Origin of the sequence: Kushneria avicenniae, assembly GCF_900112585.1 — a bacterium.
Taxonomy (GTDB): Bacteria; Pseudomonadota; Gammaproteobacteria; order Pseudomonadales; family Halomonadaceae; genus Kushneria; species Kushneria avicenniae.
In genome coordinates, this window is record NZ_FOLY01000004.1 from 484873 (window position 1) to 511866 (window position 26994).

Below are 26994 nucleotides of genomic sequence, written 5' to 3' on the forward strand. Positions count from 1 at the left end.
GAATTTTCTGCATGAGCGAACAGCATGCCTCTTCCACTGGAGAACCGGGCGCCGGTGAAATGCTGCGCGAAGAGCGCGAACGTCAGCGCCTGCATCTGGAAGATGCCGCCGAGCAGCTGAATCTTCGCCCATCTCTGGTCGCGGACATGGAGCGCGACAACTTCGAGCAGATTCCGATTCCGACCTACCGCCGGGGCTATCTACGCGCCTATGCCCGCCTGCTGGGGATCGATGATCGAATGATCGTGGCCGCCTACGACCGTGTTCATGGCCGAAGCGATCTGGACGAACGTCGCGTGGCACCCGTCAGCAGCATCAAGCCGCCGTCGCGCATGGGCGCCATTGCCTTCAGAGTGGTCACGGTCGTGGTGGTGGTCATCCTGGCCGTCATGACCCTGCTATGGTGGGAGGGGCGCGAAAGTTCGCCCGGTTATGGTGATGACAGTGCCATGACCGAACAGGGCGTCACCCGACAGGACGGCAGCGACGATCGCGATCTGCCACCGGCCCCTGAACCCGCTGCAGATAACACATCTGCCGACGGCTCGGGTAACATGTCCGCCAGCGAAGCCGTCAATACCGCCGTGGCCGCCCGGGTTGCCGAGGGCGACAGTAGCGCCGCCCCTGAATCAGGCACTCTTCAGGTCGATACGCCCGAAGGCCGCAATGGGGCCACCGGCGGGCTGGTGGATACCGCTGAAGACGAGGAACCGGGCGCCGATCCGGCCACAAGCGGTCGACGAATTCAGATGAACTTTGGCAGTGAGTCGTGGGTGGATGTTCGTGATGCCAATGGCACTACCGTCCTGCGCGGCCTGCAGCAAGGCGGTACCACCGCCACGATTGAAGGCGTGCCGCCCTTTCGCCTGACGGTAGGTAATGCCAATCAGGTCACCATCGATTACAAGGGCGAACGCGTTGACATGTCCCAACACGCTGGCAGCAGTAATGTTGCCCGTTTTACCCTGGGGGAATGATTTATCATGATTAGCCAGTCCCCGATCGTAAGGCGCAAGTCGCGCCAGATCCATGTCGGCAATGTGCCCGTGGGTGGCGACGCGCCGATTTCGGTTCAGAGCATGACCAACACCAACACGCTGGATGTTGATGCCACCGTGGATCAGATCGAACGCATTGCCGCGGCCGGTGGCGATATCGTGCGCGTCTCGGTCCCGGACATGGACAGCGCCGAAGCGTTTGGCAAAATCAAGCAGCGCACTTCAGTGCCGCTGGTCACCGACATCCACTTCGATTACCGCATTGCCCTGCGTGTGGCCGAGCTGGGCGCCGACTGTCTGCGCATCAACCCGGGCAATATCGGCCGAGAAGACCGTGTTCACGCTGTGGTTCAGGCCGCCCGCGACAACGGCATTCCCATCCGCATCGGCGTCAATGCCGGCTCGCTCGAAAAGGATTTGCAGAAAAAGTACGGCGAACCGACTCCTGCTGCCCTGGTCGAGTCGGCCATGCGCCACATTGACTACCTCGATCGTCTGGACTTTCAGGAATACAAGATTTCGCTCAAGGCCAGCGATGTCTTCATGGCCGTCGACGCCTATCGCCAGATCGCCACACAGATCGACCAGCCCCTGCATCTGGGCATCACCGAAGCCGGTGGTCTGCGCGGCGGCACGGTCAAGTCATCGATCGGTCTGGGGGCACTTTTGATGGATGGCATCGGCGACACCCTGCGCATCTCTCTGGCCGCCGACCCGGTCGAGGAGATCAAGGTCGGTTACGATATTCTCAAGAGCCTGAAACTGCGCTCGCGTGGTATCAACTTCATTGCCTGCCCGAGCTGCTCGCGCCAGAACTTCGATGTCATCGGCACCATGAATCAGCTCGAGGAGCGTCTTGAAGATGTCATGACGCCACTGAACGTGTCGGTCATCGGCTGCGTCGTCAACGGCCCCGGCGAGGCAAAGGAAACCGATGTCGGCCTGACCGGTGGCAGCCCGGCCAACCTTGTTTACATCGACGGCAAGCCGGCCCAGAAGCTGCGCAACGACCATCTTGTGGACGATCTCGAAAAGCTGATCCGCGAGCGTGTCGCGCGCAAGCAGGCCGAAGAGAACGACGTCATCACCCGCGCCTGAGTATCGGGCGCCCCCTTTTGAAATGCAGCGATCAACCATCAATGTCCAGTAAATTACAGGCCATCCGAGGCATGAATGACCTGCTGCCCGAGCGCTCGCCGCTCTGGCAGTACTTCGAGCAGCACGTGCGCCAGCTCATGGCCCAGTACGGCTATCTGGAAATGCGCACCCCGGTGCTCGAGCAGACCGCCCTGTTCAAGCGCTCGATCGGGGAAGTGACCGACATCGTCGAAAAGGAGATGTATACCTTTGATGATCGCAACGGTGACAGTCTCTCCCTGCGTCCGGAAGGCACCGCCTCGGTGGTGCGCGCCGCCATCGAAAACGGGCTGCTCCATAATCAGACTCATCGGCTCTGGTATGCCGGCCCCATGTTTCGTCATGAGCGCCCTCAGAAGGGCCGCTATCGCCAGTTTCATCAGGTAGGTGTGGAAATCTTCGGCCTTGAAGGGCCGGACATCGATGCCGAGGCCATCGCGCTGTCGGCACGCCTGTGGCGCGCGCTGGGCCTGATCGATCATGTGCAGCTCGAGATCAACTCGCTGGGCTCGCTTGAAGCACGTCATGCCTATCGCGCCACGTTGGTTGAGTACTTCAATGCGCATCTGGATCAGCTCGACGAGGACGCTCGTCGGCGCCTTGACAGCAACCCGCTGCGTATTCTCGACAGCAAGAATCCCGACATGCAGGCGCTGATCGAGGCGGCCCCGAAGCTTATCGACCATCTCGATGACGCATCGATCGCGCATTTTGAAGGTCTCAAGCACAGGCTGGACGCGCTGGGGATTGACTATGTCATCAACACGCGTCTGGTCCGCGGGCTGGACTATTACAGCCGCACGGTCTTTGAATGGACCACCACCGCGCTGGGCAGCCAGGGCACCGTATGTGCCGGTGGGCGCTATGACGGTCTGGTCGAACAGCTGGGCGGCAAGGCCACCCCGGCGGTCGGTTTTGCCATGGGTGTCGAGCGGCTGATTCTGCTGCTGGAAACCCTGCAACTGGTGCCCGAAGCCGCCGAGGACATCCTTGATGTCTACCTGATGGGCCAGGGGGAAAGCGTCGACACGCCACTGCTGGTACTGGGTGAAACCCTTCGCAGCCGCTTGCCCGGTCTGCGTGTACAGGTACACTGCGGTGGCGGCAGCTTCAAGAGCCAGCTCAAGAAGGCCGACAAGAGCCGTGCCCGTTTTGCTGTCATGCTGGGCGAGGATGAGCTTGCCGCCGGGACTGCTACGCTCAAGGATCTGCGCGGAGAAGAGCCCCAGCAGCAGCTGGCGCCCGAGGCACTGATCGATCGCCTTGAACGCTGGATCGATGAACGCCCGGCAGACAGTGGCCTGTCGACCCGGCTCTAGCGCCTGATTGATGGCCGGACCAAAACCGTCATGAGACCCAACCTACAGGAGTGCCGCACGTGGCGGATCAGTTGAACATCCACGAGGAAGACGATCAGCTGGCAGCGGCCAAACGGCTCTGGCACAACTACGCCAAGCCGATTCTGGGCGGTATCATCATTGCCGCAGCCGCTCTTTTTGCCTGGCACTGGTGGCAGGACCACCAGCAGGCCCAGTCCGAGGCCGCCTCGCTTCAGTATCAGCAATTGATCCAGCTGACCTCGCAGGACAGCCTCGATGATAACGGCCGCCAGGCGGCACAGAGCATTATTGATGCCATTCGCGACCAGCACGGCGGCACGCTGTATGCCGATCTTGCCGGCATGATTCAGGCACGCCTGGCCGTGGACGGCAATGATCTGTCGGCCGCCGAGCAGGCACTGGACAGCGTACGCCAGAGCAGCGACCGCGACGAGATCCGAGCGCTGTCGGGTCTGGAGCTGGCCCGCGTCCAGCTGGGTCAGGATCACGCCGACGAGGCCCTTGACACGCTTGACGGTCTCAACCTCCCCGAAGCCATGGCCGCCCGCGCCGCCGACATCCGCGGCGACATTCAGCTGGCGCTGGGCCATCCCGCAGAGGCTCGAAGTGCCTGGCAGGAGGCTGTCAATCTGGCTCGTGAGCACAATCAGGAGCTCTCCGGGATACAACTCAAACTCGATGATCTGGCGCCTCAGGAGGCTTCATGAGCACGCTTGAAAACGGCTCTTCTTCATCTGCGGGCATCAGGCGGTTCGCGCTGATGGCCAAACCGCTGGGCGCGCTGCTGTGCGCCACTTCGCTGCTGGCACTGGCCGGCTGCTCGGGCAACGTTCAGACCGGCACCCAGCCGCGCGAGCTGACCAGCATAGATCAGAGCGTCAACGTTCAGGGGCTCTGGTCTCAGGGCATCGGCTCGCTGACGCAGGCGCGCTACCCGATCACGCCGGCCATCTCGGGCGATACGCTCTATGCCAGCGATGCCGAAGGCAATATCCGCGCCATCAACCGCGAGACCGGAAAGGTCAAATGGGAGAAGCATCTGGAAACACCCATTTCCAGCGGCCTGACGGCAGACGGCGGCCAGCTCTATGCCGGCACCCGCAACGGTGAGGTCATTGTCTTCGGCGAAGACAACGGCGATATCGTCTGGCGCTCGCGCGTATCCAGTGAAGTGATTGCCCCGCCACAGCTCAACAGTGGTCAGGTCGTGGTACAGAGTGTGGATGGCACGCTGACGGCGCTGGATCGCTTTACCGGCGATCAGCAGTGGCTGTATGCCTCTTCCCAGCCAGCGCTGACCCTGCGTGGCACCGGCGCGCCGCGCACCATTGACCCGGTTTCCTTCGCCGGCTTTGCCAACGGTCGTCTGGCCGCCTTCGACAACCGCAGCGGCCAGCAGCTGTGGGATCTTCGCGTGGCCGTTCCCCAGGGGCGCACCGAGGTCGAGCAACTGGTAGACCTCGATGGCCAGCCGGTCCTCACTCAGGATGGACGGCTGTTCGTGACCAGCTATAACGGTCGCGTCATGGCACTCGATGCCCGCAACGGCCAGCCGATCTGGGATCGGGAGCAGTCCAGCTATCATACGCCGGTACTGGTGGGAGACTATCTCTTCACCGTTACGGCCGACAGCCATATCATGGCGCTGGATGCCAACAACGGTCGCGTCATCTGGAACCAGGACGCGCTGGAAGGCCGCTCGCTGAGCGCGCCGATCTTTGTCGATAACAAGCTGGTGGTCGGCGATTACCAGGGCTATCTGCACGTCATCGACGCCCGCAGCGGTGAGCAGGAAGGCCGAACCCATCCGGGCGGCGACGGCATCAGCATCACGCCGCTGACCGATGGCGAGCATGTCTATGTACTGACCAACGACGGCGAACTGATCGCCTACGCGCTCAACGACATCGGCAAGCAGTAACGCCGTTATCGACAGTGCGATCACGGCGGGCACTGCGGTATATGCCGCAGGGCCCGCTCGTGGCATCGGACACTACCCTCCGTCACACGTTTCGAATCCCCACGCCTTTCGGGTTACAATGGCCTGATCAGGACGGACGGTATCCACGCTGTCCTCTCTCAAGCCGACAGACCGCTCCCTCTATTGTGCAGGACCCTCATGAATCCCGTTATCGCACTCGTCGGCCGACCCAATGTCGGCAAATCCACGCTATTCAACCGCCTGACGCGCTCGCGTGATGCCATCGTTGCCGACTTCCCCGGCCTGACCCGCGACCGCCACTATGGCAACGGTCAACTGGGGGAAAAACCCTATACAGTCATCGATACCGGCGGGATCAGCGGTGACGAGATGGGCATTGATGCAGCCATGGCCGAGCAGTCACTACTGGCCATCGACGAAGCCGATATCGTGCTATTCATGGTGGATGCCCGCGCCGGCGTCATGCCTGCCGATGAGGCCATTGCCAATCACCTGCGCATCAATCAGAAAAAGACCTGGCTGGTGGTCAACAAGAGTGACGGCCTGCAGGAGGAGATCGCCACCGCCGATTTCTGGGCGCTGGGGCTGGGCGACCCGCACCCCATTGCGGCCTCCCACGGGCGCAACGTCACGACATTGATCGAGCATGTGCTCGAGCCCTTTCCGGAGGTCAGTGAAGAAACACATCCGGATCTGGTCGCCAACGGCATTCGCATCGGCGTGGTCGGGCGTCCCAACGTGGGCAAGTCGACGCTGGTCAACCGGCTGCTGGGCGAGGAGCGCGTGGTGGTCTTTGATGAGGCCGGTACCACGCGCGATGCCATCGAGATCCCCTTTGAGCGTCGCGGCAAACCCTACGTGCTGATCGACACCGCCGGCATTCGACGTCGCAAGAATGTCAGCCTGGCGGCGGAGAAGTTCTCGATCATCAAGACGCTGGACGCCATCAAGGAGTGCAACGTTGCCATCGTGGTGCTCGATGCCCGCACCGGACTGGTCGAGCAGGACCTGCATCTGCTGGACTACGTGCTGACCACCGGACGCGCGCTGGTGCTGGCCGTCAACAAATGGGACGGCCTCGAGCAGGAAGCGCGCGAAAAGATGCGCGCCGACATCAAGCGCCGACTGGGCTTTGCCGACTACGCCGATCTTCACTTCATCTCGGCGCTGCACGGTACCGCCGTGGGCGATCTCTACCCCTCCATCGAGCGGGCCTTCGCCTCGGCCACGGCCCGCTGGTCGACCAACCGCCTGACCACACTGCTGCAGGACGCGGTCAGTGAACATCAGCCCCCGCTGGTCAACGGCCGGCGCATCAAGCTGCGCATGGCCCACCAGGGGGGCGCCAACCCGCCACTGATCGTGGTGCACGGCAATCAGACCGACGCCCTGCCCGACGCCTACAAGCGCTTTTTGATCAATACCTTCCGCAAGGTGCTCAAGGTTCGCGGCACACCGATCCGCTTCGAATTCCGCTCCGGCGACAATCCCTATGACAAGAACAGCGGCGCCAGCGACCGTGAAAAGGCCAAGGCCCGCCAGCTCTCGCGCACCCGGGAAGCGCGCAAGAACCGGCGCTGAAGGCTTGAATCCCTGCCCTTCAAAGACCTGGTATGACTTTTCGGTGGTTCTAGGTCAGACTTGCATCAGAAGGCGTTCATTCAGCGCCTGCATGATGGGAGTTCATAATGCGTCAGGCAAAGTGTCGATATCGCCCGGTCCAGCTATTGGCCGTCCTGTCACTGGCTGGGTGCATTGTTCTGCCACAGGCCAGCTTCATGCTGGGGCGGCTCGCGCTGCAGTCGATGGGCGTGGAAAACGTTCGGATCGGCCGATGGGCGGTGCCCGTGGATGCGTTGACGCTGGAACCCACGGCACTGGCCCGGGCCGGACTTGATATGGCCGGCATACCGGTCAGCCTGGAACTGCCCCTGTCGCTGACGCCGCCCGACGCCGCACCCGATATCAATCTGGCCGGTTATGCCTGGCAGCTCATGGTGCCCGGAGCAGAGCCGGTCAGCGGCGACGTGGATGACCCCGTGGCCCTTCGCGGCGGAGAAGCGACCACCCTGCGCCTGCCGGTAGCTCTTTTCCCTGACACGCCCGAGCGGGAAGGTACGACCTATAACCAGAAGCTGCTGGCGCTGGCACAGCAGCTGGCCAACCAAAAGCAACTCCCCCCCGGCAGTACCCTGTCGCTGACACCGCGGCTGGATAGCGACATGGCCCGATTGATACCGGCGCCGACCATTACGCTCGATATTTCGGGACCCTCGGAGCAGCGCAGCACGCCGGGACTTCCAGTTTCTCCGGGCACGATCTCTTCAGATCCGGCATCTGCAAACCCGGCATCAGCGAACAGCGTAGCGCCAGCCTCCGAACCGTCGTCCACCTCGCCGGCCAACCAGAATCAGGTCACGACCCCATAAAAAACCGGCGCGCCGGCGCCGGTTTTCCTCGATACGTTCAGATCGTCTCATTCAACGTCACTGAGCGTGCCCTCGCCGACCACTTCATTGTCGAGCAGCCATTCGATGCGGTTGTCGCCTGTCCTTTGCACCTGATAGCAGGTGGTCTCACCACTGCCATAGTCAAGACACATCCGGTCGCCCTCGATGGTGGCCTGACCAGTGTAGTTTTCCCCCTCAATGGTGCCATCGACGCGATAGACCTCGCTGTATCGACTGCCATCGGCCATGGCACCGGTCACCCGATGACCCATGACCGTGTCACGAATGGCGCTGCCGGAGAGACGCTCACCCCGGGTTGAAGCACTCGCCTCGTTGTCATGGGCCATCTGACTGTCCTGGCCGTCGGCCGAGGCCGCCATGGCCGGGACCGTAACCATCCCCGTCAGCAGCAGTGCCCCCATAACGATGGTTATCATTGTTCTCATCGCGCTACTCCCTGTGATTGAAAACCAAGTATGGCATCGATCACCGCACACACGACGTCAGCATCAAAGGCGTTCAGTTCGGATTTAGTCGGCCGAGTAGCTATCGATCGTGGGCTCGCGTCCGGTCCAGCTGATGGCGAACTGCCAGGCAGCGCGGCCGCTGCGTACGCCGCGGGACAGCGCAAAGCGGCGCGCCTCGGCCTCGGCTGCCGCATCAAACTGTCCGCCCAGATGCGCCACCCAGTGCGCGCAGGTCTGAAGGTAGGTGTCCTGGTCAAAGGGATAAAACGACAGCCACAGCCCGAAACGATCCGACAGCGAAATCTTCTCCTCGACGGCGTCACCGTGATGGATCTCACCGCCCACGACCTGTGTATCGCTGTTGTCACTCATGCTTTCGGGCAGCAAATGACGACGGTTGGAGGTGGCATAGAGCAACACGTTGTCCGGCGGCCCGGTCAGGGTGCCGTCCAGCACGCTCTTGAGCGCCTTGTAGGCATCATCACTGCCTTCAAAGGAGAGATCGTCACAGTAGACGACAAAGCGATAGTCGCTGCCTCGAAGTGTCTGCACCAGCGTCGGCAGCCCCACCAGATCATGTCGGTCGACCTGAATCAGGCGCAGCCCCTCGCCGGCCAGATCATTGATCAGCGCCCGGATCAGCGACGACTTGCCGGTGCCTCGCGCGCCCCACAGCAGCGCATGGTTGGCCGGGCGCCCGCGCAGGAAGGTACGGGTATTATCCACCAGCGCCCTTTTCTGGGTCTCGATGCCGATCAGTTCCGACACACTGACGCTATCGCGCGGCTTAACCGGCGTCAGCCGCCCGCCCAGCGCATGACGCTGCCAGAGAGCGGCAATATCACATGACCAGTCGATAGGCGCCTGCTCGGGCGGCAACAGAGGTTCCAGCCGGTCCAGCAGATTCAAAAGACGTGTGCTCAACTGCTCATTCATGTATGGCTCCGCATCAGGTTATGCTGTCATGTGACCATGACCCCGCTATCCTGGCGTGCCCCTTCGGCGCACGTCCAGTCGGGCCCGTTGAATCCTTACAGGAGTTTGGCCGTCCATGATGCGCAAGACCGTGCTGAGTGCACTGACCCTGAGCCTTGGCCTGAGTGCCTGCACCACCTCACCACTGGGACGTTCCCAGCTGTCGCTGTTTGACAGCAGTGAAATCGATCAGCAGGGCCAGCAGGCCTTCGAGGAGTATCGCCAGAGTCACCAACAGGCCACCGGCCGTGACGGAAAGTATGTGACCTGTATTGCCGATGCCATTATCGACACGCTGCCAGAAGGACAGGGCCCGTCAAAGTGGACCGTCGGGGTCTATCAGGATGACGAACCCAATGCCTTTGCGCTGCCCGGCGGCTACGTCGTCATCAATACAGGGTTGATGAAGGTTGCCAAAAATCAGGACCAGATCGCGACAGTCGTCGGCCATGAAATGGCCCACGTGCTGGCCAACCACGCCAATGAACGCACCTCGACCCAGTCACTGACCAGCACAGGCGTGGGCGTGGTGCAATCCGTGACCGGCAGCAATGCGCTGGGCCAGCTGCTGGGTGCCGGCGCCCAGTATGGGGTCCTGCTCCCCTATTCCCGCCGCCAGGAGAGTGAAGCCGACCTGCTGGGTCTGGATCTGATGGCCCGGGCCGGCTTTGACCCGAAAGCCAGTATCAATCTGTGGCAGAACATGGCCGCCGCCTCGCAGGGCGAACCGCCGGCATGGGCCTCGACCCATCCCAACAACGGGGCCCGCAGTGAAGCCCTTGAAGGCCGTATGCAGAGCGCGATCAAGCTCTCCGAGCAGGCCCATGCGGCAGGCCACAACCCCAGCTGCGCCAGTCTCAACTCCTGACCACAGGCGGGCCGGTCAGCGAAGATCGGCCCGCAACGCTTCCAGTACCGGGGTGGTATCAGGGCGCGTACCACGCCAGAGATACCAGGATTCAGCCGCCTGACCGACCAGCATACCGAGCCCGTCCACACAGCGCACGCCGTGGCGCTGCGCCCACTGCAGGAAGACGGTCGGTGTGGCGCCATACATCATGTCGTAGGCCAGCGCCCCCTCGTTGAAAAGAATCTCGGGCAGCGGCGGCAGCGCACCGGCAAGGCTGGCACTGGTGGCATTGATCACAAGATCAAAAGTGCCCTCGATCGCCTCAAACCCACAGCCACGTATATGGCCCATCGCATCGAAAAGCTCGGCCAGCGCCGTGGCCTTTTCTACCGTTCGATTGGCAACGACCAGCTCAGAAGGTCCGGTCGCCAGCAGGGGGCCAAGCACGCCACGTACGGCACCGCCTGCCCCCAGCACCAGAATGCGCGCATCGGCCAGGGGCGCCTCAAGCCTTTTAAGATCCAGCAGCAGTCCGGCGCCATCGGTGTTGTCACCGATCACCTCACCGCTGTCGCCAACCATCAGCGTATTGACGGCGCCGGCCTGTCGCGCCCGATCGCTCAATTGATCCGCCAGTACGGCTGCCTGCTGCTTGAAGGGCACCGTGACGTTGGCGCCACGCCCCCCTTCGCTGACAAAAGCGCGCCATCCGCCTTGAAAGTCATCAACCGGCGCCAGACGCGCGTCATAGCGCACCGCATCTCCCAGCTGCTCGGCAAAGCCTGAATGGATCTGCGGCGATCTTGAATGCGCAATGGGGTTGCCGAACACGGCGTAAAGCGGGACGTCACTCATGCCTGATCGACCTCCTCGAGCCATTCGCGCGCATGCAGGTAGTGCGCGTACAGCTCGGCCTCGGGGGAGCCCTCTTCGGGCTGATACTGATAGGCCCAGTACGCTACCGGCGGCATCGACATCAAAATCGATTCGGTGCGGCCACCGCTTTGCAGCCCGAACAGCGTACCGCGGTCATACACCAGGTTAAATTCGACGTAGCGCCCGCGTCGGTAGTTCTGGAAATGACGCTCCCGTTCCCCCCAGGGCGTATCGCGGCGTTTTTCGACGATCGGCAGATAGGCGGGCACGAAGGCTTCGGCTACCGCCTGCTGGAAGGCAAAACTCTGCTCGAAGCCCTCCTCGTTGACGTCATCGAAGAACAGCCCGCCAACACCGCGAGTCTCATCGCGGTGCTTGAGATAAAAATACTCATCGCACCAGCGCTTGTAGTGGAGATAGACGTCGTCGCCGAAAGGAGTACAGGCGTCACGGATGGTACGATGCCAGTGAATGACATCCTCAAGCACCGGATAGTACGGCGTCAGATCGATGCCACCGCCAAACCACCAGACCGGTGGCTCCCCTTCCTTTTCGGCGATGAAAAAACGAACGTTGCCGTGCGTCGTCGGCAGGTGCGGATTGCTCGGGTGCAGGACCCAGGAGACCCCGACGGCGTGAAAACTGCGTCCGGACAGCTCCGGGCGGGCCGCCGATGCTGAAGGTGGCAGGTTTTCACCGAAGACATGCGAGAAGTTGACGCCGCCCTTTTCAAACACGGCGCCCTCGGTCATCACGCGGGAGCGGCCGCCACCGCCATCCTCGCGCGTCCAGGCATCTTCCACGAAATCGGCGTGGCCATCGGCCCCGGCCAGCGCCTGACAGAGCCGATCCTGAAAGTCCAGCAGGTAGCGTTTTACCCTTTCGAGATAGGCATGTGACACGGTGTCTCTCCAGCAGGGTCATGACCGTGCCCCGGCCATGACGAACGTTTAGGCAGGCAAGGCTAGTCGCGCAGCACGTCGTTGGTCAGCAGATCACGAATCTCACTGGGGCGCGTTCGCCCGCCCAGTGGCCCATCCACCACGAGCACCCGATCGTCGAACACCTGCCTGATCGCTTCGGCGCTCAGACAGGGAGCCTCGCTGGCCCGATTGGCCGAGCTCGAGACCAGCGGGCCGCCAAAGGCGTCGCACAGCGCACGCACCAGAGGATGATCGCTGACCCGCAGCGCCACACTGGAATGCTCACCGCGCACCAGCGGATGCGCCCGACCATTGTCCGGCACCAGCCAGCTCACCGGCCCGGGCCAGCTGGCCCTGAGTCGCAACAGATACGTATCATCCAGGCCAGCCAGCCAGGGCTCGAACTGTTCGATGCCTGATGCAATCAGAATCAACCCCTTGGCCGGGTCGCGCGCCTTGAGCGCCAGAAGACGCTCCAGCGCTTCGGTGTTGTCGGGATCACAGCCCAATCCCCAGACGGCTTCGGTCGGATAGGCCACGACGCCACCCTGGCCGAGATAATCGACGGCGACGTCAAGTGGCGGCTGAACATGGGAGAAGTCAGAAGGTGAAGACATGCTGCTTGAATACCGTTGCCCCAATCAGGGGGGCAGTGTATCTCATGCCAGCCTGCGGACCCAGCCACCGGCAACCTGCGCGGCCCAGCCGTCGAGCTCCAGCATGAGCAGGCGCGACTGTAGTGCAGCGATGGGCTCGCCGGTACGCTCGACCAGCGCATCGACCGGCACGGGATCATGATCAAGCAGCGGCCACAGCGGGTCATCCGGTGCAGATGGATCAACCGGTGCCTCATGACCGGACGCTACCGGCAGAGCCTGTGGTGAAGAGAGGTCCTTCGGGGCAATACTGCCGGTCTGCCAGGTGCGCTCTGGCAGCTCCTGAAGGATATCGTCCAGACAGGTCACCAGCCGGGCGCCTTCGCGAATCAGCCACAGACAGCCGCGCGCCTGCGGGTTATGCAGCGAGCCGGGCAGCGCAAAGACCTCCCGGTTCTGCTCCGTGGCCAGCCTTGCACTCACCAGAGAGCCGCTGGCCATGGCCGCCTCGACCACCAGCACGCCCAGCGACAAGCCGGTAATGATCCGGTTACGCCGGGGAAAATGCTGTGGATGTGCCCGCGTACCCGGCGGGTGCTCGGACAGCAGCAGCCCGCCCTGGTCCAGCAGTTGCTGGCGCAGGCGGGCATGCGTTCGCGGATAGAGCACATCGACACCGCAGCCCAGCACCGCCACGGTGGCACCATGGGCTTCCAGCGCACCATGATGGGCGCAGCCATCCACTCCCAGCGCCAGCCCGCTGATCACCCCATAGCCGGCACCGGCCATGTCACGCGCCAGTCGCCAGGCATTGTCCTGCCCTTCACGCGTGGGCCGGCGCGTGCCCACCACCGCTAGCGATGGCAGAGCCAGCGCCTCAAGTGCCCCCCATGCCCACAGCACCGGCGGCGGGTCGGGCAGCTCCTCGAGCAGAGCCGGCCAGGCCATATGGTCCGGCGTCAACAGATGATGACTCGCATCCTGTTCCAGCCATGCCATGGCCGCCGCGACCCTGGCGTGCAGCGGCCCCTGTCCGGGCACCTGCAGATAGTGACGCATCATCTGCGCCGCCTCCGCGGGCAGGCGAGCCAGCCAGCCCTCGGGCCAGACGGGTGCGGCCTGTCGAAGGGTCATCAGCCGGCGCGCCCCGACCCGCGGCAGCATCGACAGCGCCAGCCACTCATGAGGCGTCTGCAGATGGGTAATCTCAGTCATCAAAAGGCGCTCCCAGTCGATCTCCCGTCGCCATGGGCAGCTCGGCGCGAGTGACCAGCGCAAGGCTTGTCTGCTCGAGGGTGCGCACGACCATCAACTCGCCCAGGATCCCGCCTTCAAGCGTCAGCGACTCATTGGTGACCGGGTCGGGAACAGATTGTGCTTCACCCTGTACGCGAAGGCGCATGCCGGGCGTGACCTGATGACGCCCCAGATCGATCACCACAATGTCGCGAAGGCCCACAATGCGTCCGGCGCCGGGGCGATCGATAATTCGCCCCTGGATACCGGCCGGCGCGACCTCTGGTGTCAGCTGCGCCGGGGGCGCCCAGTCATCGAGCGCCATTAGCTGCGCACCCTGACTGACTTCATGCGGACTCTTTTCAACGGTGAGCGTTGAGAGCGGCGTGCCCTGTCGTTCCAGACGCGCCACGCCCTGGCGAATCATGACCTGCCCCAGCACGCGGCCCTGCTCGTTTTTGAGCTGTTTGCCCGGCGTATAGAGACCAAAACGCTGCCCCGGGCGGCCCTGAACGTGACGCGCCAGCACCTGATCCCCGGCACCGCTGATCAACCGCCCCTCGCTGCCGCTGACCACATAGGCCTGCGGCGCCTCAGGGCTGCCCTCGATGATGCGGTAGTTCATCAGCGCCTGCGACCAGGCCGAAATATCCACAGGGTCATGCGGAGTTTCCAGCGGCAGAAAGCGCAGCCGCGGCGACAGGGTCACGACGCCGCCCCGACCACCGGTTGTATCCTGGGCATCGGCCGATGCCGCCCGGGCGGTATCGATGTCGGTCACCACGGCGGCCATCATGGCCGTTGCCAGCGCCGCAAGCGCTGCCGCGCGAACAGAACGCCTGCCTCTGCGGCGCCTTTCAAGCTGTTTCATGTCATCCCGGCCCTGCTGTCGGTTCCGTTGCCATCGCCTGCGCACTACAATAGGCGTCATACGGAGTGAATCCATTCATGCATTTACGGCCGTCATACCGGCTTTCTTGACCCGATGCGGTCAGGGCCTGCCGGCGACGACCCCACAACAGATACGAACATGGCTCTACTGACGATTCTCGAATACCCCGATGAACGCCTGCGTACCATCGCCCAGCCCGTCGAGCAGGTCGACGATGAGGTACGCCGCCTGATCGATGACATGTTTGAAACCATGTACGACGCCCCGGGCATCGGCCTGGCCGCCACACAGGTGGATGACCATCGCCGCGTGATCGTGATGGATGTCAGCGAAGAGAAAAACCAGCCGCTGGCGCTGGTCAATCCGGAGATCACCCTGCTGGGCGAAGAACGTGAGCCGCTTCAGGAAGGCTGCCTGTCCATTCCGGAATACTACGCCGAAGTGCCCCGCGCCCTGCGAGTACATCTCAAGGCACAGGATCGAAACGGCAAGACCTATGAGCTGGAAGCCGACGGTCTGCTGGCCCACTGCATCCAGCATGAAGCGGATCATCTGGAAGGGGTATTGTTTGTCGATTACCTCTCGCCGCTCAAACGCGACCGGGTCAAAAAGAAGATGCTCAAGCGTCAGAAAGCGGCTTCCTGAACCCGCCGACCGGTCACCGCCGACTGCCCATCATCACCATCAGCGCCCCCAGCAGGGCGCTGACGTTTTTCAGGACCATGCCATGCCCAGCCCCCTTCGCATCGCCTTTGCCGGGACACCGGACTTTGCCGCCGAGCATCTGCGCGCGCTACTCGACAGCCATCACGAGGTGGTGTGTGTCTACACCCAGCCCGACCGCCCCGCCGGTCGCGGGCGCCGCCTGACACCGTCACCGGTCAAGGCGCTGGCACTGGAATATGACCTGCCCGTCCATCAGCCTGAAAGGCTGAAAACGCCGGATACCCATGCGCCGCTGATCGAGGCCGACATCGATGTCCTGGTTGTGGTCGCCTACGGGCTGATCCTGCCACGCGCCGTGCTCGATATTGCCCGCATGGGCGCCATCAACGTGCACGCCTCCCTCCTGCCGCGCTGGCGCGGTGCGGCGCCGATTCAGCGCGCCATCGAAGCAGGCGATCGCGACACCGGCGTGACCATCATGGCCATGGACGAAGGACTCGACACCGGCGACATGCTGCTGACGACCCGCACACCCATCGACGACACGACCACGGCCGCCACGCTGCATGATCAGCTGGCCCAACAGGGCGCCGTTGCCCTGATCGAAGCGCTTGGTCGCCTGAGCGACCATCAGCTGCCGGCCATTCCCCAGCCTGAAGAGGGCGTGACCTACGCCGCCAAGATGAGCAAGGCCGAGGCGCAGCTTGATTTCACTCAAAGCGCGACGACGCTGTCACAGCGCGTGCGGGCGTTTAATCCTTTTCCGGTGGCCTGGACAACCCTGAGCGACGAGACACTGCGCATCTGGGGGGCAGAAGCACGCGCGGCGCGCGGCGCCGAGCTCAAGGCCGCACCGGGTCAGCTGCTGGAGGCCGAGCCGGATGCCCTGTGCGTGGCCTGCGGCGAGGGGGTACTTCGTATCACTTCCGCCCAGTTGCCGGGCGGCAAGGCACTGTCGGCCCAGGAACTGCTCAACAGCCGACGCGACCGGTTCGCGCCCGGCACACGACTGGGAGTCAAACAATGAGCCGTCAACGCGCCTCAAGGACCGGACGCGCCCTCGGCGTGCGCGCCCATGCCGCCCGGGCGCTGGCACTGGTGCTCAATCAGCGCGGCGCCCTGTCCAGTGATGTTCCCGAAGGGATCGCACCGCGCGATCACGGGCTCTACCGGGCGCTGTGCTTTGGCGTCTGCCGCGCCCTGCCCCAGCTCGAGGCCATCGCCGCGACACTTTTGAAATCGCCGTTCAAGCAGCGCGACCAGGACATCCACGCCCTGCTGCTGATCGGGCTGTACCAGCTCTTTCACATGCGTATTCCGACGCATGCGGCCGTAGGAGAAACCGCCGGCGGCGCGCGCGAGCTCAACAAGGAGTGGGCCACCCGGGTGCTCAACGGCTGCCTGCGCCGCGCCGACCGCGAACGCGATACACTGTTGACTGCCGTCGAGCAGACCCCATCGGTTGCGCACTGGCACCCGCAGTGGCTGCTGGACCGACTCGAAAAGGCCTGGCCGGATCAGTGGCGCGATATCGCGGCGGCCAATAACGTGCCCGGCCCCATGACGGTGCGCGTCAATCGCCAGCATCAATCCCGTACCGCGTGGCTCGAGCGACTTGAAGGTGCCGGCCTGGCCGCCCGGGAATGCGCCTTCAGCGAGGACGGTCTGACGCTGACCACCCCCTGTGACGTCGACCAGCTGCCGGGCTTTCAGGCAGGCGATGTCAGCGTACAGGACGAAGCCGCCCAGCTGGCCGCGGCCCTGCTGCTTGATGGTCTCGAGCCTTCTTCGACGCCGCTGCGCCTGCTGGATGCCTGCAGCGCCCCGGGCGGCAAGAGCGCACACCTGCTGGAGCGTGCACCAGACAGCGCGCTGACCGCACTGGACAGCGATGCCGGCCGCATTGAGCGCGTGCGCGAGACGCTGGCTCGTCTGACGCTGTCGGCCACGCTGGTGACCAGTGACGCCACCGACAATGACTGGTGGGACGGCACCCCCTTTGACGGCATTTTGCTGGATGCGCCCTGCTCGGGCACCGGGGTGATTCGTCGCCATCCCGACATCAAGGCGCTGCGCCGGGAAGAGGACATCGCTGAACTGGCCGTCCTGCAGGCGCGTCTGCTGGACGCGCAGTGGCAGCGTCTGGCACCGGGGGGCCGGCTGCTCTATGCCACCTGTTCGGTGCTGCCGGAGGAGAACGCCGATCAGATGACGGCGTTTCTGGCCCGCACCGCCGATGCCCGTGCCCTGCTGATCACGGCCGACTGGGGCCAGCCCAGCGGTGACGGCCGCCAGTTGATGCCGACCGTCGACGGTCACGACGGCTTTTTCTATGCGCTGCTGGAAAAACGCGCCGGCTGATAAACGCCCTCGACGCGCATCGGCAACAAGCTTTCACACGTTGGCGCTTGTCAGATGGGCAGGCGCCTTCGATACTGAAAGTCATTCTGATTGCCGGATACCTGACGCTGCATGGCCCACTCACATCACGAACCCGATATGTTCGAAAGGCCGCCGATCGATCAGTGCGCTTTGATCGTGGTGGATATGCAGGTGGATTTCATGCCCGGCGGGGCGCTGCCCTGCAGCCGGGGCCATGAAATCATCAAGGGGATTCAGCAGGCCATGATCAGCGGCGAGTACGGCCATATCGTGGCGACTCAGGACTGGCATCCGGCCGGTCACATCTCCTTTGCCAGCAGTCATGCCAACCTTCAGAGCTTCGAGTCGATCGATCTTTATGGCGAGATGCAGACGCTCTGGCCGGATCATTGCGTGCGGGCAACGCCCGGTGCCGTACTCGATACGCGTCTCGACTGGTCGCTGGCCGATGTCATCATCCGCAAGGGCAGCGACCCACGCGTGGACAGCTACAGCGCCTTTCGTGACAACCTCGGCCCGAAGGGCACCCGACCCTCGACCGGCCTTGCCGGCTGGCTTGAGGAGCGAGGCGTGACCGAGGTCTCCGTCTGCGGACTGGCGCGAGAGGTGTGTGTGCTCTGGACGGCCGAGGACGCCCGCGCCGCGGGCTTTGACACCCGATTTCTCTGGTCGCTGACGCGTCCGGTGTCCTTTGACAGTGACACCGCAACGTATCAGCGACTGGAACACGGCGGTATCGCGATCGTCGATACCACCTCCATGGACCCCCCTGACGACTGAAGTGCACAGGGGCCACGTTAAAGGAAAAAACACCATGAGCGATCATGTCTACAAGTCTGTCGAACTGACCGGCTCTTCCGAGACCAGCATCGAGGAAGCCGTCCAGAACGCGCTGACCAAGGCCAGCGAGACGATTCAGAACATGCAGTGGTTCCAGGTCACCGAGACCCGCGGCCACATCGAAAACGGCGCTGTCGGTCACTGGCAGGTCAGCATCAAGGTCGGTTTCACCCTCGAGTGATCCCCGCGCGGCAGCCGTCTTCCGGCTGCCGCTCTGTTTTCCCGCCGCCGACAACCCCTGCTCCGCCCTTCCCCTGGTCGCCATTTGGTGCCAACATCCGCGCCATTGATCCTGTCCCATCACCCTTCGGATCGCAGTCATGAAAATCATCATTCTGGGCGCCGGCCAGGTAGGCGGCACGCTGGCCGAGCATCTGGCGCATGAAGACAACGACATCACCGTAGTGGATGTCGACAGCGTGCGTCTGCGCGATCTGAGCACACGTCTTGATCTGAGAACCGTACAGGGCGTGTGCTCCTATCCGATCACCCTGAAGGAGGCCGGCGCCGAAGACGCTGACATGCTGATTGCGGTGACCAACTCCGACGAGGTCAACATGATGGCCTGTCAGGTGGCGCACACGCTGTTCAGCACGCCCACCAAGATTGCCCGCGTTCGCGCGACCCAGTACCTGACCAGCAAGGGCCTGTTTTCTCAGGACGCCATTCCGATCGATGTTCTGATCAGCCCCGAGCAGGTGGTGACCAATCACATCCGCCGGCTGATCGAATACCCCGGCGCCCTGCAGGTGCTGGATTTCGCCAACGGCCTGGCGCAGCTGGTGGCGGTCAAGGCCTACTATGGCGGCCCGCTGGTCGGTCAGGAACTGGCATTTCTGCGCCGCCACATGCCCAACGTCGATACCCGGGTGGCCGCGATCTACCGCCGCAACCGGCCGATCATGCCGCGCGGCAATACCGTCATCGAAGCCGATGACGAGGTGTTTTTCATCGCCGCACGCAAGGACATCCGCACCGTCATGGGCGAGCTTCGGCGCGTGGACCGGGGCTTTCGCCGGGTCATGATCGGCGGCGGCGGCAACATCGGCGAGCGACTGGCCGAGACGCTCGAGCAGGACTATCAGGTCAAGATTCTCGAACAGGATCTGGAGCGCTGCACCCAGCTCTCGGAAAATCTGAAACGCACCGTGGTGCTGCACGGCAGCGCCACCAGCAAGCGACTGCTGCTGGAGGAAAACATCGAGGAGTGCGACATCTTCTGCGCGCTGACCAACGATGACGAGGTCAACGTGATGTCCTCGATGCTCGCCAAGCGCCTGGGCGCCAAGAAGGTGCTAACCCTGATCAACAACCCGGCCTATGTGGATCTGGTCCAGGGCGGCGAGATCGACATTGCCATCTCACCGCAGCAGGCCACCATCGGCGGGCTTTTGACCCACGTACGCCGCGGTGACATCGTCAACGTCCACTCTCTGCGCCGTGGGGCCGCCGAGGCCATCGAGGCCATTGCCCACGGTGATTCGCGCTCCTCCCGCGTGGTCGGCCGTACGGTCGGCGAGGTCAAACTGCCGGAAGGTGTCAGCATCGGCGCCATCGTGCGCGGGCGCGATGTCATGATCGCCCATCGCGACATCACCATTCAGACCGATGATCACGTCATCCTGTTTGTGGTCGACAAGCGTCGCCTCAAGGAGGTCGAGCGTCTCTTCCAGGTGGGCCTGAGCTTTTTTTAACGCCGCTTTCGCGCCCGCCACCGCAGATGGATCAGCCACACATAGGGTGGCAGGTTAATGAGAAACGCTGCCAGCCCCAGCCAGACCTGTATCGCCGGCGTCAGGCCGGCGGGATAGATCACACCGAGCAGGTAGTGCTCGATGAAGCCACCCTCGAAGCCCGCCTGCCCGGCGCGGCTTCGCAGCAGGTTTTCCAGCGGCGTGAGCGGACAGCGCCAGCCGTTGAACTCCACCGCCACGCCCCAGGCCAGCGCCGGCAGATGCAGCCATGCCAGTGCCGGTCGCCACAGCACCAGCAGCGCCCCGAGCACCACCCAGATAATAAAGGCCAGATGCATCACGAGCACTCCATCGGCCGCCAATCGATACAGCATGGCTTGCCCCCCTGCAGAATATTGTCGTAATACTCAATACCGGCACATCCCGGTCCTTCAGTACTGCTTTTTGTTCATCATTGGCGCTTCGGCGATAATGGTCCATCCCGTAGCGGCACTTTCTCGTGCCGATTGTCATTGACGCCAGCCTGTGAGCCACCATGCCCAACCCAGGACAGGGTCCGCGCGACGCCCTCGAGTTCGGAGATCAACACCTGACCCTCGTGGGGACTGCGCACGTTTCCCGTGACAGTGCCGATGAGGTGCGTGAGCTGATTCGATCCGGCGATTATGACGCCGTAGCCATCGAGCTGTGCGCCTCACGCCACCAGGGGCTGATCGACCCCGACGCCATCGCCAGACTGGATCTCTTTCAGGTACTGCGCCAGGGGAAGGCCGGCATGGTCGCGGCAAGCCTGGCGCTCGGCGCCTTTCAGCAGCGTGTGGCCGAGCAGTCCGGCATCGAGCCGGGCGCTGACATGAAGGCCGCCGTCGAGGAGGCGCAACACGCCGGCCTGCCGCTCTATCTGATCGATCGCGAGATCGGCGTGACCCTCAAGCGTGTCTATCGCAATGTGCCCTGGTACAAGCGCATGACGCTCGTGTCGGGCCTGATCGGCAGCGTCCTGTCGCGTCAGAAAGTCTCCAGCGAAGAGATCGAGCGGCTCAAGGAAGGCGACGTGCTGGAGGCCACCTTCACCGAATTCGCGCAACAGTCCCGCCAGCTGTATACGCCGCTGATCGAGGAGCGCGACCGGTACATGGCCCTGAAGCTCATCGAGCAACTGCCCGAGGGCGGCACCCGTCGCGTGCTGGTCGTGATCGGCGCCGGCCATCTCAAGGGCATGGGCGCACATCTGCGCCAGCTGGAGAGCGACCGCCCCGCCCTGCCCGCCGTCACTGACGAGCGTCAGGCGCTGGATAGCGTCGCGCCGCCCGGACGGCTTCTGAAACTGTTGCCCTGGCTGATCGTGGCGCTGGTGGTGGCCGGCTTTGCCGTAGGGTTCAGCCGCGATAGCGGGCTTGGCTGGTCGCTGGTCGTGGAGTGGGTGCTGATCAACTCGACGCTGTCAGCCCTGGGTGCCCTGATCGCGCTCGGGCATCCGCTGACCATTCTGGCCGCCTTTGTGGCGGCGCCGCTGACGTCGCTCAACCCGACCATTGGCGTCGGCTTTGTCACCGCCGGCGTCGAGCTCTATATGCGAAAGCCCAAGGTGGGTGATTTTTCCACCCTGCGCCGCGATGTCAGCCACTGGCGCGGCTGGTGGCGCAACAGAGTGGCGCGCACACTGCTGGTGTTTCTGCTCTCCACCGTAGGCTCGGCCGCCGCCACCTGGATTGCCGGGCTGCGTATCGCCGGGCAGCTGTTTGGCTGATGCAGAAACGTCAGGATAAAAAAGGCGCCGTCACCCGGTGACGGCGCCCGCTGGCATGCAGCTCCAGCCTGACATCAGGTCAGGGGATCAGGTCAGAACGTCGTACTCGCGCACTTCCATCTGCTCAATGGCGTTTTCAAGCGTCTGCGCCATCTGCTTGTAGTGCTCGGTGGCAATATGGGCATCGAGCGCGGCGCGATCCCGCCACTGCTCGACCATGATAAAGCGTGATGGCTGCTGACTGTCTCGCGTCAGGGTATACAAAAGACAGCCATCGTCTTCCCTGGACGGTGCGACGACTTTAGTCAGCTCAGCCTCGACGCGAGATTCCTCGCCCGATTTGGCATCTATGGTCGCCAGAATCCCAAGGGTCATATCACCTCTCCTGTCGTGAACGTGCGTTCCAAGAATAGCCGGCTTATACGCCCTGCGCGCGCCGTCTCTTCAGCAGACGCTGCGCGGCATCGGACTCATGGGGCGTGCCGGCGTCGCGTCGAGCCGCAGCGTACTGTTCGTTGAACACCGTAAAATAGTCATCAAGCACCCGGGCACCCCGTTCATCGCCAGCGTGACGCAGCAGCTCGGTGGCCACTTCTGCCGTGCACAGATGCTCGGGGCTGGCCGGCTTTCTCAATCGATAGCGGGTCAGCCGATCGGTCTGCAGCGCCACGATGGGCAGCTCGGCCAGATAGTCGCTTCGGCGAAACATGCGTCGCGCCTGCCGCCAGGTACCATCGAGCAGGATAAAGACCGGAATGCGTGCCGTATCGCAGGCCTGCTCGACGCTGACGACCCGATGGCGATAGTCCTCCTGGTCATCGGGAAAGACCAGGCTGGGTGCAAAGCGTGGGTCTGCCAGCGCCGCCAGTAGCGTCGGGTCCGGCTCGGTTCGCGACCACTCGAACACCCGGGTGTCAGCAACGCAGTCACCGATCAACCGACCGGTATTGGTCGGCTTGTAGTGCTCGATGCGATGGGTAATCAGCCAGAACTTCGCTCGGGTGCTTACCTGAAGTCGATAGGGGCAGATGCAGTGCAGGCCGGGCATGCGGCACTGCTCGCAGCGTTTGACCAGGCTGCCGCGCGCATTGAACGGTTTACGCGGCGCCTGAGGATCATGACCGACGCTCATGAAGCTGACGGTGCCTCATCGGGGGCATTCGTCGGGCGCCGTTTCCAGTAGCCGGCCAGGATCGAGCCGGAGATGTTGTGCCATACCGAAAAAAGCGCGCCGGGCAGTGCCGCCGCCGCCGGGAAGAAATTGGTCGCCAGCGACACGGCAAGACCGGAGTTCTGCATGCCGACCTCGATCGCCACTGCCCGACAGTCGCGGACATCCAGCCCGGCCAGACGCGACAACCAGAAACCGCCGATGAGACCACAGGCGTTGTGCAACACGACCGCCAGTGCGATCACAGGGCCAAGGCTTGCCAGACGCCCGGCGTTGAGCGCCACCACGATGGCGATGATCGTGACGATGGCGGCCATGGCGACGGTCGCCAGCGCCGGTTCGATACGCCGGATGGTGGTAGCCATGAAGTGATGCACTACCGTGCCCAGCGCGATCGGCACGATCACGAGTTTGGCGATGCTCCAGAGCATGCCGCCCACGGGCACATCGATGCTCGCGCCCATCCAGAGCCAGACCAGTAGTGGCGTCATGACAACTGACAGGAGCGTCGAGATCAGCGTCATGCTGATCGACAGCGCGACGTTGCCGCCGGCAAGCCAGGTCATGACGTTGGAGGCCGTACCACCCGAAGTGGCGCCAACCAGCATCATGCCCACGGCCAGCTCCGGCGAGAGCCCCAGCAGATGCGAAATGCCAAAGGCCGCCGCCGGCATCAGAAGATACTGTAGACCGATACCGATGATGACGGCACGCGGGGTGCGCGCCACGCGGGCAAAGTCATGGCGCGACAGCGTCAGCCCCATGGTGAACATGATCAGCGCCAGCAGGGGCGGCACCCAGCCCTTCAGCGAGACCAGGCTATCGGGAAAAAAGGCGGCAAACAGTGCGGCGCCTATCGCCCACAGTGGAAAGAATCGGTTGATCTGCTCAAACATGGCCAATATCTATATGAGTGGTAATGACAGAGTGCGCCGGCCTGGTCACAGGCAGCGCTCGGTGTTCAGCGCCTGTCGAAGGGCCCGATCGGGGCCTCAAAATGACAGTAGCGCTTTGGGGTCGGGCTTGAGCAGACGGCCATGTTGTGACCAGAAATCGCGCAGGTAGCCAACGCCTTCGGTGGCGCTGGTGGCCAGCGGTACCACGCCCTGGGTGGCAAGTTCGCGCGCGCCGGGATCCACCAGTACACGCGGGGCGGTGAGGGGCGCCTCGTCCAACAGCATCGAAGCCGGCGTGACCGCCAGCGATGTGCCCACGATCAACAGCAGATCGGCTTCGGCCACGATATCGCAGGCGGTGGCATAGAGCGGGACGTTTTCACCGAACCAGACCACGTGTGGGCGCAGCTGGGCCCCGTCATCGCAGCAGTCTCCCACCTCAATGGTCTCGTCCTCGTCGAGCCGATAGACCAGCCGCGGGTTGCGACTGGAGCGCGCCTTCAAGAGCTCGCCGTGCAGATGCAGCACATCGCGGGAACCGGCGCGCTCGTGAAGGTCGTCAATGTTCTGGGTAATGATGCTGACCCGGAAGTGTTTCTCGAGCTCGGCCAGCGCCAGATGGGCCGCGTTGGGCCGGGCCGCTCGTACCTGAGCACGGCGCTCGTTGTAAAAACGCAGTACGGTATGGGGATCGCGCGCCCAGCCTTCGGGCGTGGCCACGTCTTCGACGTGGTGATCCTCCCAGAGGCCGTCGCCATCACGAAAGGTCCTGATACCGCTTTCAGCGCTGATACCGGCACCAGTGAGAACGACCAGGTGAGCCATGTGCTTTCCCCCATGAATACATACATCAGGCCATGCCACCGATACCGCCGCCCACAGGGGGCACTCGATGGCGCGGGAATTTTAACAGAGTCCTCCCGGTGCGCCATCCCGAGCCTGTACATCGACAGGGACAATTGCCGACAATAGCGCCTGATGCCCGGCCATGACGTTTCAATGACGACCCCCATCCCCGTGATTTATCAGGACGATCAGCTGGTGATCGTCCACAAGCCCTCCGGCGCGCTGGTGCACCGCAGCGCGCTGGACCGCCATGCCCCGCTGGTCATGCTGCAGGCGCTGCGCAATCAGCTGGGCCAGCATGTTTACCCGGTCCACCGGCTGGACCGGCCGACCTCGGGCGCGCTGATATTTGCCCTGACGCCCGATATGGCGACCGCGCTGGGTCACCAGTTTCAGCAGCAGCAGGTCCGAAAGCACTACCTTGCCATTGTGCGCGGTATCGGCCCCGAAGCGGCCAGCTACGACTGGGCGCTGCGCGAGGAGGACGGCAAACGGCCCAAGGCCGAGATGCCGGCCATGGAGGCCCTGACCCACGTCAAACGTCAGGACAGCGTCGAGCTGCCAGTCGCCATCGACCGCTACCCGACCAGCCGCTACTCGCTGATGTCGGTCACCCCCGCCACCGGTCGGCGCCATCAGATCCGTCGCCACCTGAGCCGCGGCGGCTACCCCATCATCGGGGACGCCAGGCACGGCAAGGGCATTCACAACCGCTTCTTTCGTGATCATCTCGATGCCGGCCGCCTGCTGCTGGCGGCGACCATGCTCGAGTTTTATCACCCCGCCCGGAAACAGACGCTCAGGGCGGATGCCGCGATCGAAGCGGACATGGCCACCCTGATGCAGCGATTTGGCTGGGGCGGGCACTGCCCGGTCAATCGGGTACAGTGGCAGGAAAGCACCGACGATACGCCTGACAGGAGAGATGCGGCATCATGAGCGATTCAGCCGACGCGAAGCGCCTGGACGCTGCCCGCCATGAGGCAGACTTCACCGCTCGCTTTGACGGCATGCGCCGTCTTTATGGCCACACGGGCATCGAGCGCCTGCGCCGCGCGCATGTCGTGGTCATCGGCATCGGCGGTGTCGGCAGCTGGAGCGTCGAGGCACTGGCGCGCTCGGGATTCGAGCGCATCAGCCTGATCGACCTGGACGACGTCTGCACCACCAACGTCAACCGCCAGCTGCACGCGCTGGATGGCACCATCGGTCGCCCGAAGATCGAGGTCATGGCCGAGCGCTGCCGATTGATCAATCCGTGGCTGCAGATCACGCCTATTGCGGGCTTTATCACCCCGGACAATATCGAGCGTATGCTGCCGGATGATACCGATCACGTGATCGATGCCATTGACCACGTCGGCGCCAAGTGCGCCCTGATTCACTACTGTCGGCGCCGAAAAATCGGCCTGACCGTGACTGGTGGGGCCGGCGGTCTTACCGACCCGACCCGCATCACCACGGCCGATCTCACCCGCACCGAGCATGATCCGCTGCTGTCAAAGGTACGCAGCCGGCTGCGACGGGAGTACGGCTACAGCCGCAACCCGAAACGCCGGTTTGCCGTGACCTGCGTCTACTCGCCCGAGCAGCGACGCTATCCGGACGGCGCCGGCGAGGTCTGCGATACGCGCCCCGGCGATGGCGAAACGCTCAAGCTGGGCTGCAGCGCCGGCTATGGCTCTGCCACCTTCGTGACCGGCGCTTTCGGCTTTGCCGCAGTGGGTCACACCATCGAACGTCTGATCCGGACCGGTCTCGAGACCGCCCGCCCCGACCATGACACTGAACCTGCCGCTCAGGAGACTTTATGAAACGAGAACACGAACACACCGTCACGCCCGGCGTCTATCGACACTACAAGGGCAGTGATTACGAAGTGCTGGGGGTGGCGCATCACAGTGAGACCGAAGAGCCTCTGGTGGTCTATCGCGCCCTCTACGGAGAATTCGGCCTGTGGGTTCGACCGCTGGCGATGTTTCGCGAAAATGTCGAGATCGACGGCGAACCGGTGGCACGCTTCTCGCTGATCCGTCGCTTCTAGTACTCACCCGGCATTCTCTTGAA

30 protein-coding genes are annotated in these 26994 nt (G+C 63.4%); 18 read left to right on the forward strand and 12 right to left on the reverse strand.

The window, feature by feature from the left end:
• Positions 1–11: 11 nt before the first annotated feature.
• The 7 genes from BM079_RS11415 (at position 12) to BM079_RS11445 (ending at position 7846) form a co-directional block, all read left to right on the forward strand.
• Positions 12–977 (forward strand): RodZ domain-containing protein, encoded by a 966-nt coding sequence (locus tag BM079_RS11415; RefSeq protein WP_090134090.1) that lies wholly within the window; start codon positions 12–14, stop codon positions 975–977.
• Positions 978–983: 6 nt separating this feature from the next.
• Positions 984–2096 carry a flavodoxin-dependent (E)-4-hydroxy-3-methylbut-2-enyl-diphosphate synthase gene (gene ispG, locus BM079_RS11420; protein WP_090134092.1) on the forward strand — a complete coding sequence of 371 codons (1113 nt, stop codon included), beginning with the start codon at positions 984–986 and terminating at the stop codon, positions 2094–2096.
• A 41-nt stretch (positions 2097–2137) separates the two neighbouring features.
• Positions 2138–3454, forward strand: coding sequence for a histidine--tRNA ligase (gene hisS / locus BM079_RS11425; RefSeq protein ID WP_090134094.1), 1317 nt, complete (start codon positions 2138–2140; stop codon positions 3452–3454).
• 59 nt (positions 3455–3513) lie between these two features.
• On the forward strand, positions 3514–4182 hold the full coding sequence (locus tag BM079_RS11430; protein ID WP_175489676.1) for a YfgM family protein: 669 nt from the start codon (positions 3514–3516) through the stop codon (positions 4180–4182).
• Complete coding sequence (gene bamB, locus BM079_RS11435) at positions 4179–5396, forward strand: outer membrane protein assembly factor BamB (protein ID WP_245742994.1); 1218 nt, start codon at positions 4179–4181, stop codon at positions 5394–5396. The genes BM079_RS11430 and bamB overlap by 4 nt, the downstream gene beginning before the upstream one ends.
• A gap of 198 nt (positions 5397–5594) precedes the next feature.
• Positions 5595–6998: a ribosome biogenesis GTPase Der gene (gene der, locus BM079_RS11440; RefSeq protein ID WP_090134097.1), complete on the forward strand. Its 1404-nt coding sequence runs from the start codon at positions 5595–5597 to the stop codon at positions 6996–6998.
• A 107-nt stretch (positions 6999–7105) separates the two neighbouring features.
• A complete protein-coding gene (locus tag BM079_RS11445) occupies positions 7106–7846 on the forward strand; it encodes a hypothetical protein (RefSeq protein WP_090134099.1) in 741 nt (246 codons plus the stop codon).
• A gap of 47 nt (positions 7847–7893) precedes the next feature.
• Here BM079_RS11445 and BM079_RS11450 read toward each other — a convergent pair whose 3' ends face one another.
• Together BM079_RS11450 and BM079_RS11455 are read right to left on the reverse strand one after the other, a co-directional pair.
• On the reverse strand, positions 7894–8313 hold the full coding sequence (locus tag BM079_RS11450) for a hypothetical protein (protein ID WP_139215301.1): 420 nt from the start codon (positions 8311–8313) through the stop codon (positions 7894–7896).
• An 84-nt stretch (positions 8314–8397) separates the two neighbouring features.
• Positions 8398–9270, reverse strand: a complete 873-nt coding sequence (locus BM079_RS11455; protein WP_090134103.1) for an ATP-binding protein — start codon at positions 9268–9270, stop codon at positions 8398–8400.
• Between the two features lie 115 nt (positions 9271–9385).
• On the opposite strand from BM079_RS11455, the gene BM079_RS11460 reads away from it, so the two are divergent.
• Positions 9386–10177: a M48 family metallopeptidase gene (locus BM079_RS11460; protein WP_090134105.1), complete on the forward strand. Its 792-nt coding sequence runs from the start codon at positions 9386–9388 to the stop codon at positions 10175–10177.
• A 15-nt stretch (positions 10178–10192) separates the two neighbouring features.
• Here BM079_RS11460 and aroE read toward each other — a convergent pair whose 3' ends face one another.
• The 5 genes from aroE to BM079_RS11485 all read right to left on the reverse strand — a co-directional run bounded on the left by aroE (position 10193) and on the right by BM079_RS11485 (position 14661).
• Positions 10193–11014 (reverse strand): shikimate dehydrogenase, encoded by an 822-nt coding sequence (aroE, locus tag BM079_RS11465; protein WP_090134106.1) that lies wholly within the window; start codon positions 11012–11014, stop codon positions 10193–10195.
• Positions 11011–11937 carry an oxygen-dependent coproporphyrinogen oxidase gene (hemF, locus tag BM079_RS11470; protein ID WP_090134108.1) on the reverse strand — a complete coding sequence of 309 codons (927 nt, stop codon included), beginning with the start codon at positions 11935–11937 and terminating at the stop codon, positions 11011–11013. Before hemF ends, aroE begins: the two co-directional genes overlap by 4 nt.
• Before the next feature lie 62 nt (positions 11938–11999).
• Positions 12000–12575, reverse strand: coding sequence for an L-threonylcarbamoyladenylate synthase (locus BM079_RS11475; RefSeq protein WP_090134109.1), 576 nt, complete (start codon positions 12573–12575; stop codon positions 12000–12002).
• A 42-nt stretch (positions 12576–12617) separates the two neighbouring features.
• Complete coding sequence (gene dprA / locus BM079_RS11480; RefSeq protein ID WP_090134111.1) at positions 12618–13769, reverse strand: DNA-processing protein DprA; 1152 nt, start codon at positions 13767–13769, stop codon at positions 12618–12620.
• Positions 13762–14661, reverse strand: coding sequence for a hypothetical protein (locus BM079_RS11485; RefSeq protein ID WP_090134113.1), 900 nt, complete (start codon positions 14659–14661; stop codon positions 13762–13764). Before BM079_RS11485 ends, dprA begins: the two co-directional genes overlap by 8 nt.
• A gap of 159 nt (positions 14662–14820) precedes the next feature.
• Between BM079_RS11485 and def the strand changes: the two genes are divergently transcribed.
• From def to trkA, 6 genes are all read left to right on the forward strand, one after another.
• A complete protein-coding gene (gene def, locus BM079_RS11490; RefSeq protein ID WP_090134115.1) occupies positions 14821–15327 on the forward strand; it encodes a peptide deformylase in 507 nt (168 codons plus the stop codon).
• Between the two features lie 82 nt (positions 15328–15409).
• Positions 15410–16375 carry a methionyl-tRNA formyltransferase gene (gene fmt, locus BM079_RS11495; RefSeq protein ID WP_090134117.1) on the forward strand — a complete coding sequence of 322 codons (966 nt, stop codon included), beginning with the start codon at positions 15410–15412 and terminating at the stop codon, positions 16373–16375.
• Positions 16372–17709, forward strand: coding sequence for a 16S rRNA (cytosine(967)-C(5))-methyltransferase RsmB (rsmB, locus tag BM079_RS11500; RefSeq protein ID WP_090134119.1), 1338 nt, complete (start codon positions 16372–16374; stop codon positions 17707–17709). The genes fmt and rsmB overlap by 4 nt, the downstream gene beginning before the upstream one ends.
• A gap of 138 nt (positions 17710–17847) precedes the next feature.
• The gene (locus tag BM079_RS11505; protein WP_090134284.1) at positions 17848–18510 is read left to right on the forward strand and encodes a nicotinamidase; all 663 of its coding nucleotides are present in this window, start codon (positions 17848–17850) and stop codon (positions 18508–18510) included.
• Positions 18511–18544: 34 nt separating this feature from the next.
• Positions 18545–18751, forward strand: a complete 207-nt coding sequence (locus BM079_RS11510) for a dodecin (RefSeq protein WP_090134122.1) — start codon at positions 18545–18547, stop codon at positions 18749–18751.
• Between the two features lie 130 nt (positions 18752–18881).
• Complete coding sequence (gene trkA, locus BM079_RS11515; RefSeq protein ID WP_281243958.1) at positions 18882–20264, forward strand: Trk system potassium transporter TrkA; 1383 nt, start codon at positions 18882–18884, stop codon at positions 20262–20264.
• On the opposite strand, the gene BM079_RS11520 is transcribed toward trkA, so the two are convergent.
• A complete protein-coding gene (locus tag BM079_RS11520; RefSeq protein WP_090134127.1) occupies positions 20261–20638 on the reverse strand; it encodes a DUF2784 domain-containing protein in 378 nt (125 codons plus the stop codon). The two genes, trkA and BM079_RS11520, sit on opposite strands and share 4 nt — an antisense overlap.
• A 161-nt stretch (positions 20639–20799) precedes the next feature.
• Between BM079_RS11520 and BM079_RS11525 the strand changes: the two genes are divergently transcribed.
• Positions 20800–22014 (forward strand): TraB/GumN family protein, encoded by a 1215-nt coding sequence (locus tag BM079_RS11525; protein ID WP_090134129.1) that lies wholly within the window; start codon positions 20800–20802, stop codon positions 22012–22014.
• A gap of 87 nt (positions 22015–22101) precedes the next feature.
• Here BM079_RS11525 and BM079_RS11530 read toward each other — a convergent pair whose 3' ends face one another.
• From BM079_RS11530 to BM079_RS11545, 4 genes are all read right to left on the reverse strand, one after another.
• The gene (locus BM079_RS11530) at positions 22102–22389 is read right to left on the reverse strand and encodes a putative quinol monooxygenase (RefSeq protein WP_090134132.1); all 288 of its coding nucleotides are present in this window, start codon (positions 22387–22389) and stop codon (positions 22102–22104) included.
• Positions 22390–22432: 43 nt separating this feature from the next.
• The gene (locus tag BM079_RS11535; protein ID WP_090134134.1) at positions 22433–23146 is read right to left on the reverse strand and encodes a tRNA-uridine aminocarboxypropyltransferase; all 714 of its coding nucleotides are present in this window, start codon (positions 23144–23146) and stop codon (positions 22433–22435) included.
• Positions 23143–24081, reverse strand: coding sequence for a bile acid:sodium symporter family protein (locus BM079_RS11540; RefSeq protein WP_090134136.1), 939 nt, complete (start codon positions 24079–24081; stop codon positions 23143–23145). Before BM079_RS11540 ends, BM079_RS11535 begins: the two co-directional genes overlap by 4 nt.
• Before the next feature lie 96 nt (positions 24082–24177).
• Complete coding sequence (locus tag BM079_RS11545; RefSeq protein ID WP_090134139.1) at positions 24178–24906, reverse strand: SIR2 family NAD-dependent protein deacylase; 729 nt, start codon at positions 24904–24906, stop codon at positions 24178–24180.
• Between the two features lie 174 nt (positions 24907–25080).
• Here BM079_RS11545 and BM079_RS11550 point away from each other — a divergent pair, with 174 nt between their 5' ends.
• Genes BM079_RS11550 through BM079_RS11560 form a run of 3 tightly spaced genes read left to right on the forward strand, consistent with a single transcriptional unit; the run spans position 25081 to position 26971 of the window.
• The gene (locus BM079_RS11550; RefSeq protein WP_090134141.1) at positions 25081–25866 is read left to right on the forward strand and encodes a pseudouridine synthase; all 786 of its coding nucleotides are present in this window, start codon (positions 25081–25083) and stop codon (positions 25864–25866) included.
• Positions 25863–26741: a tRNA threonylcarbamoyladenosine dehydratase gene (locus BM079_RS11555; protein ID WP_090134144.1), complete on the forward strand. Its 879-nt coding sequence runs from the start codon at positions 25863–25865 to the stop codon at positions 26739–26741. The genes BM079_RS11550 and BM079_RS11555 overlap by 4 nt, the downstream gene beginning before the upstream one ends.
• Positions 26738–26971, forward strand: coding sequence for a DUF1653 domain-containing protein (locus BM079_RS11560; RefSeq protein ID WP_090134146.1), 234 nt, complete (start codon positions 26738–26740; stop codon positions 26969–26971). The genes BM079_RS11555 and BM079_RS11560 overlap by 4 nt, the downstream gene beginning before the upstream one ends.
• Positions 26972–26994: the final 23 nt, after the last annotated feature.

Excerpts from the sequence above, each read along its gene's own strand:
- BM079_RS11505 (WP_090134284.1), top strand. The coding sequence starts at position 17,848 with ATGTTCGAAAGGCCGCCGATCGATCAGTGCGCTTTGATCGTGGTGGAT.
- BM079_RS11535 (WP_090134134.1), bottom strand. The coding sequence starts at position 23,146 with ATGAGCGTCGGTCATGATCCTCAGGCGCCGCGTAAACCGTTCAATGCG.
- BM079_RS11485 (WP_090134113.1), bottom strand. The coding sequence starts at position 14,661 with ATGAAACAGCTTGAAAGGCGCCGCAGAGGCAGGCGTTCTGTTCGCGCG.
- BM079_RS11540 (WP_090134136.1), bottom strand. The coding sequence starts at position 24,081 with ATGTTTGAGCAGATCAACCGATTCTTTCCACTGTGGGCGATAGGCGCC.
- BM079_RS11560 (WP_090134146.1), top strand. The coding sequence starts at position 26,738 with ATGAAACGAGAACACGAACACACCGTCACGCCCGGCGTCTATCGACAC.
- ispG (WP_090134092.1), top strand. The coding sequence starts at position 984 with ATGATTAGCCAGTCCCCGATCGTAAGGCGCAAGTCGCGCCAGATCCAT.
- BM079_RS11530 (WP_090134132.1), bottom strand. The coding sequence starts at position 22,389 with ATGACCCTTGGGATTCTGGCGACCATAGATGCCAAATCGGGCGAGGAA.
- BM079_RS11525 (WP_090134129.1), top strand. The coding sequence starts at position 20,800 with ATGCCCAACCCAGGACAGGGTCCGCGCGACGCCCTCGAGTTCGGAGAT.
- BM079_RS11520 (WP_090134127.1), bottom strand. The coding sequence starts at position 20,638 with ATGCTGTATCGATTGGCGGCCGATGGAGTGCTCGTGATGCATCTGGCC.
- BM079_RS11555 (WP_090134144.1), top strand. The coding sequence starts at position 25,863 with ATGAGCGATTCAGCCGACGCGAAGCGCCTGGACGCTGCCCGCCATGAG.
- der (WP_090134097.1), top strand. The coding sequence starts at position 5,595 with ATGAATCCCGTTATCGCACTCGTCGGCCGACCCAATGTCGGCAAATCC.
- BM079_RS11460 (WP_090134105.1), top strand. The coding sequence starts at position 9,386 with ATGATGCGCAAGACCGTGCTGAGTGCACTGACCCTGAGCCTTGGCCTG.
- dprA (WP_090134111.1), bottom strand. The coding sequence starts at position 13,769 with ATGACTGAGATTACCCATCTGCAGACGCCTCATGAGTGGCTGGCGCTG.
- hisS (WP_090134094.1), top strand. The coding sequence starts at position 2,138 with ATGTCCAGTAAATTACAGGCCATCCGAGGCATGAATGACCTGCTGCCC.
- BM079_RS11415 (WP_090134090.1), top strand. The coding sequence starts at position 12 with ATGAGCGAACAGCATGCCTCTTCCACTGGAGAACCGGGCGCCGGTGAA.
- fmt (WP_090134117.1), top strand. The coding sequence starts at position 15,410 with ATGCCCAGCCCCCTTCGCATCGCCTTTGCCGGGACACCGGACTTTGCC.
- bamB (WP_245742994.1), top strand. The coding sequence starts at position 4,179 with ATGAGCACGCTTGAAAACGGCTCTTCTTCATCTGCGGGCATCAGGCGG.
- aroE (WP_090134106.1), bottom strand. The coding sequence starts at position 11,014 with ATGAGTGACGTCCCGCTTTACGCCGTGTTCGGCAACCCCATTGCGCAT.
- BM079_RS11455 (WP_090134103.1), bottom strand. The coding sequence starts at position 9,270 with ATGAATGAGCAGTTGAGCACACGTCTTTTGAATCTGCTGGACCGGCTG.
- rsmB (WP_090134119.1), top strand. The coding sequence starts at position 16,372 with ATGAGCCGTCAACGCGCCTCAAGGACCGGACGCGCCCTCGGCGTGCGC.
- BM079_RS11475 (WP_090134109.1), bottom strand. The coding sequence starts at position 12,575 with ATGTCTTCACCTTCTGACTTCTCCCATGTTCAGCCGCCACTTGACGTC.
- BM079_RS11445 (WP_090134099.1), top strand. The coding sequence starts at position 7,106 with ATGCGTCAGGCAAAGTGTCGATATCGCCCGGTCCAGCTATTGGCCGTC.
- BM079_RS11450 (WP_139215301.1), bottom strand. The coding sequence starts at position 8,313 with ATGAGAACAATGATAACCATCGTTATGGGGGCACTGCTGCTGACGGGG.
- BM079_RS11545 (WP_090134139.1), bottom strand. The coding sequence starts at position 24,906 with ATGGCTCACCTGGTCGTTCTCACTGGTGCCGGTATCAGCGCTGAAAGC.
- BM079_RS11550 (WP_090134141.1), top strand. The coding sequence starts at position 25,081 with ATGACGACCCCCATCCCCGTGATTTATCAGGACGATCAGCTGGTGATC.
- def (WP_090134115.1), top strand. The coding sequence starts at position 14,821 with ATGGCTCTACTGACGATTCTCGAATACCCCGATGAACGCCTGCGTACC.
- BM079_RS11510 (WP_090134122.1), top strand. The coding sequence starts at position 18,545 with ATGAGCGATCATGTCTACAAGTCTGTCGAACTGACCGGCTCTTCCGAG.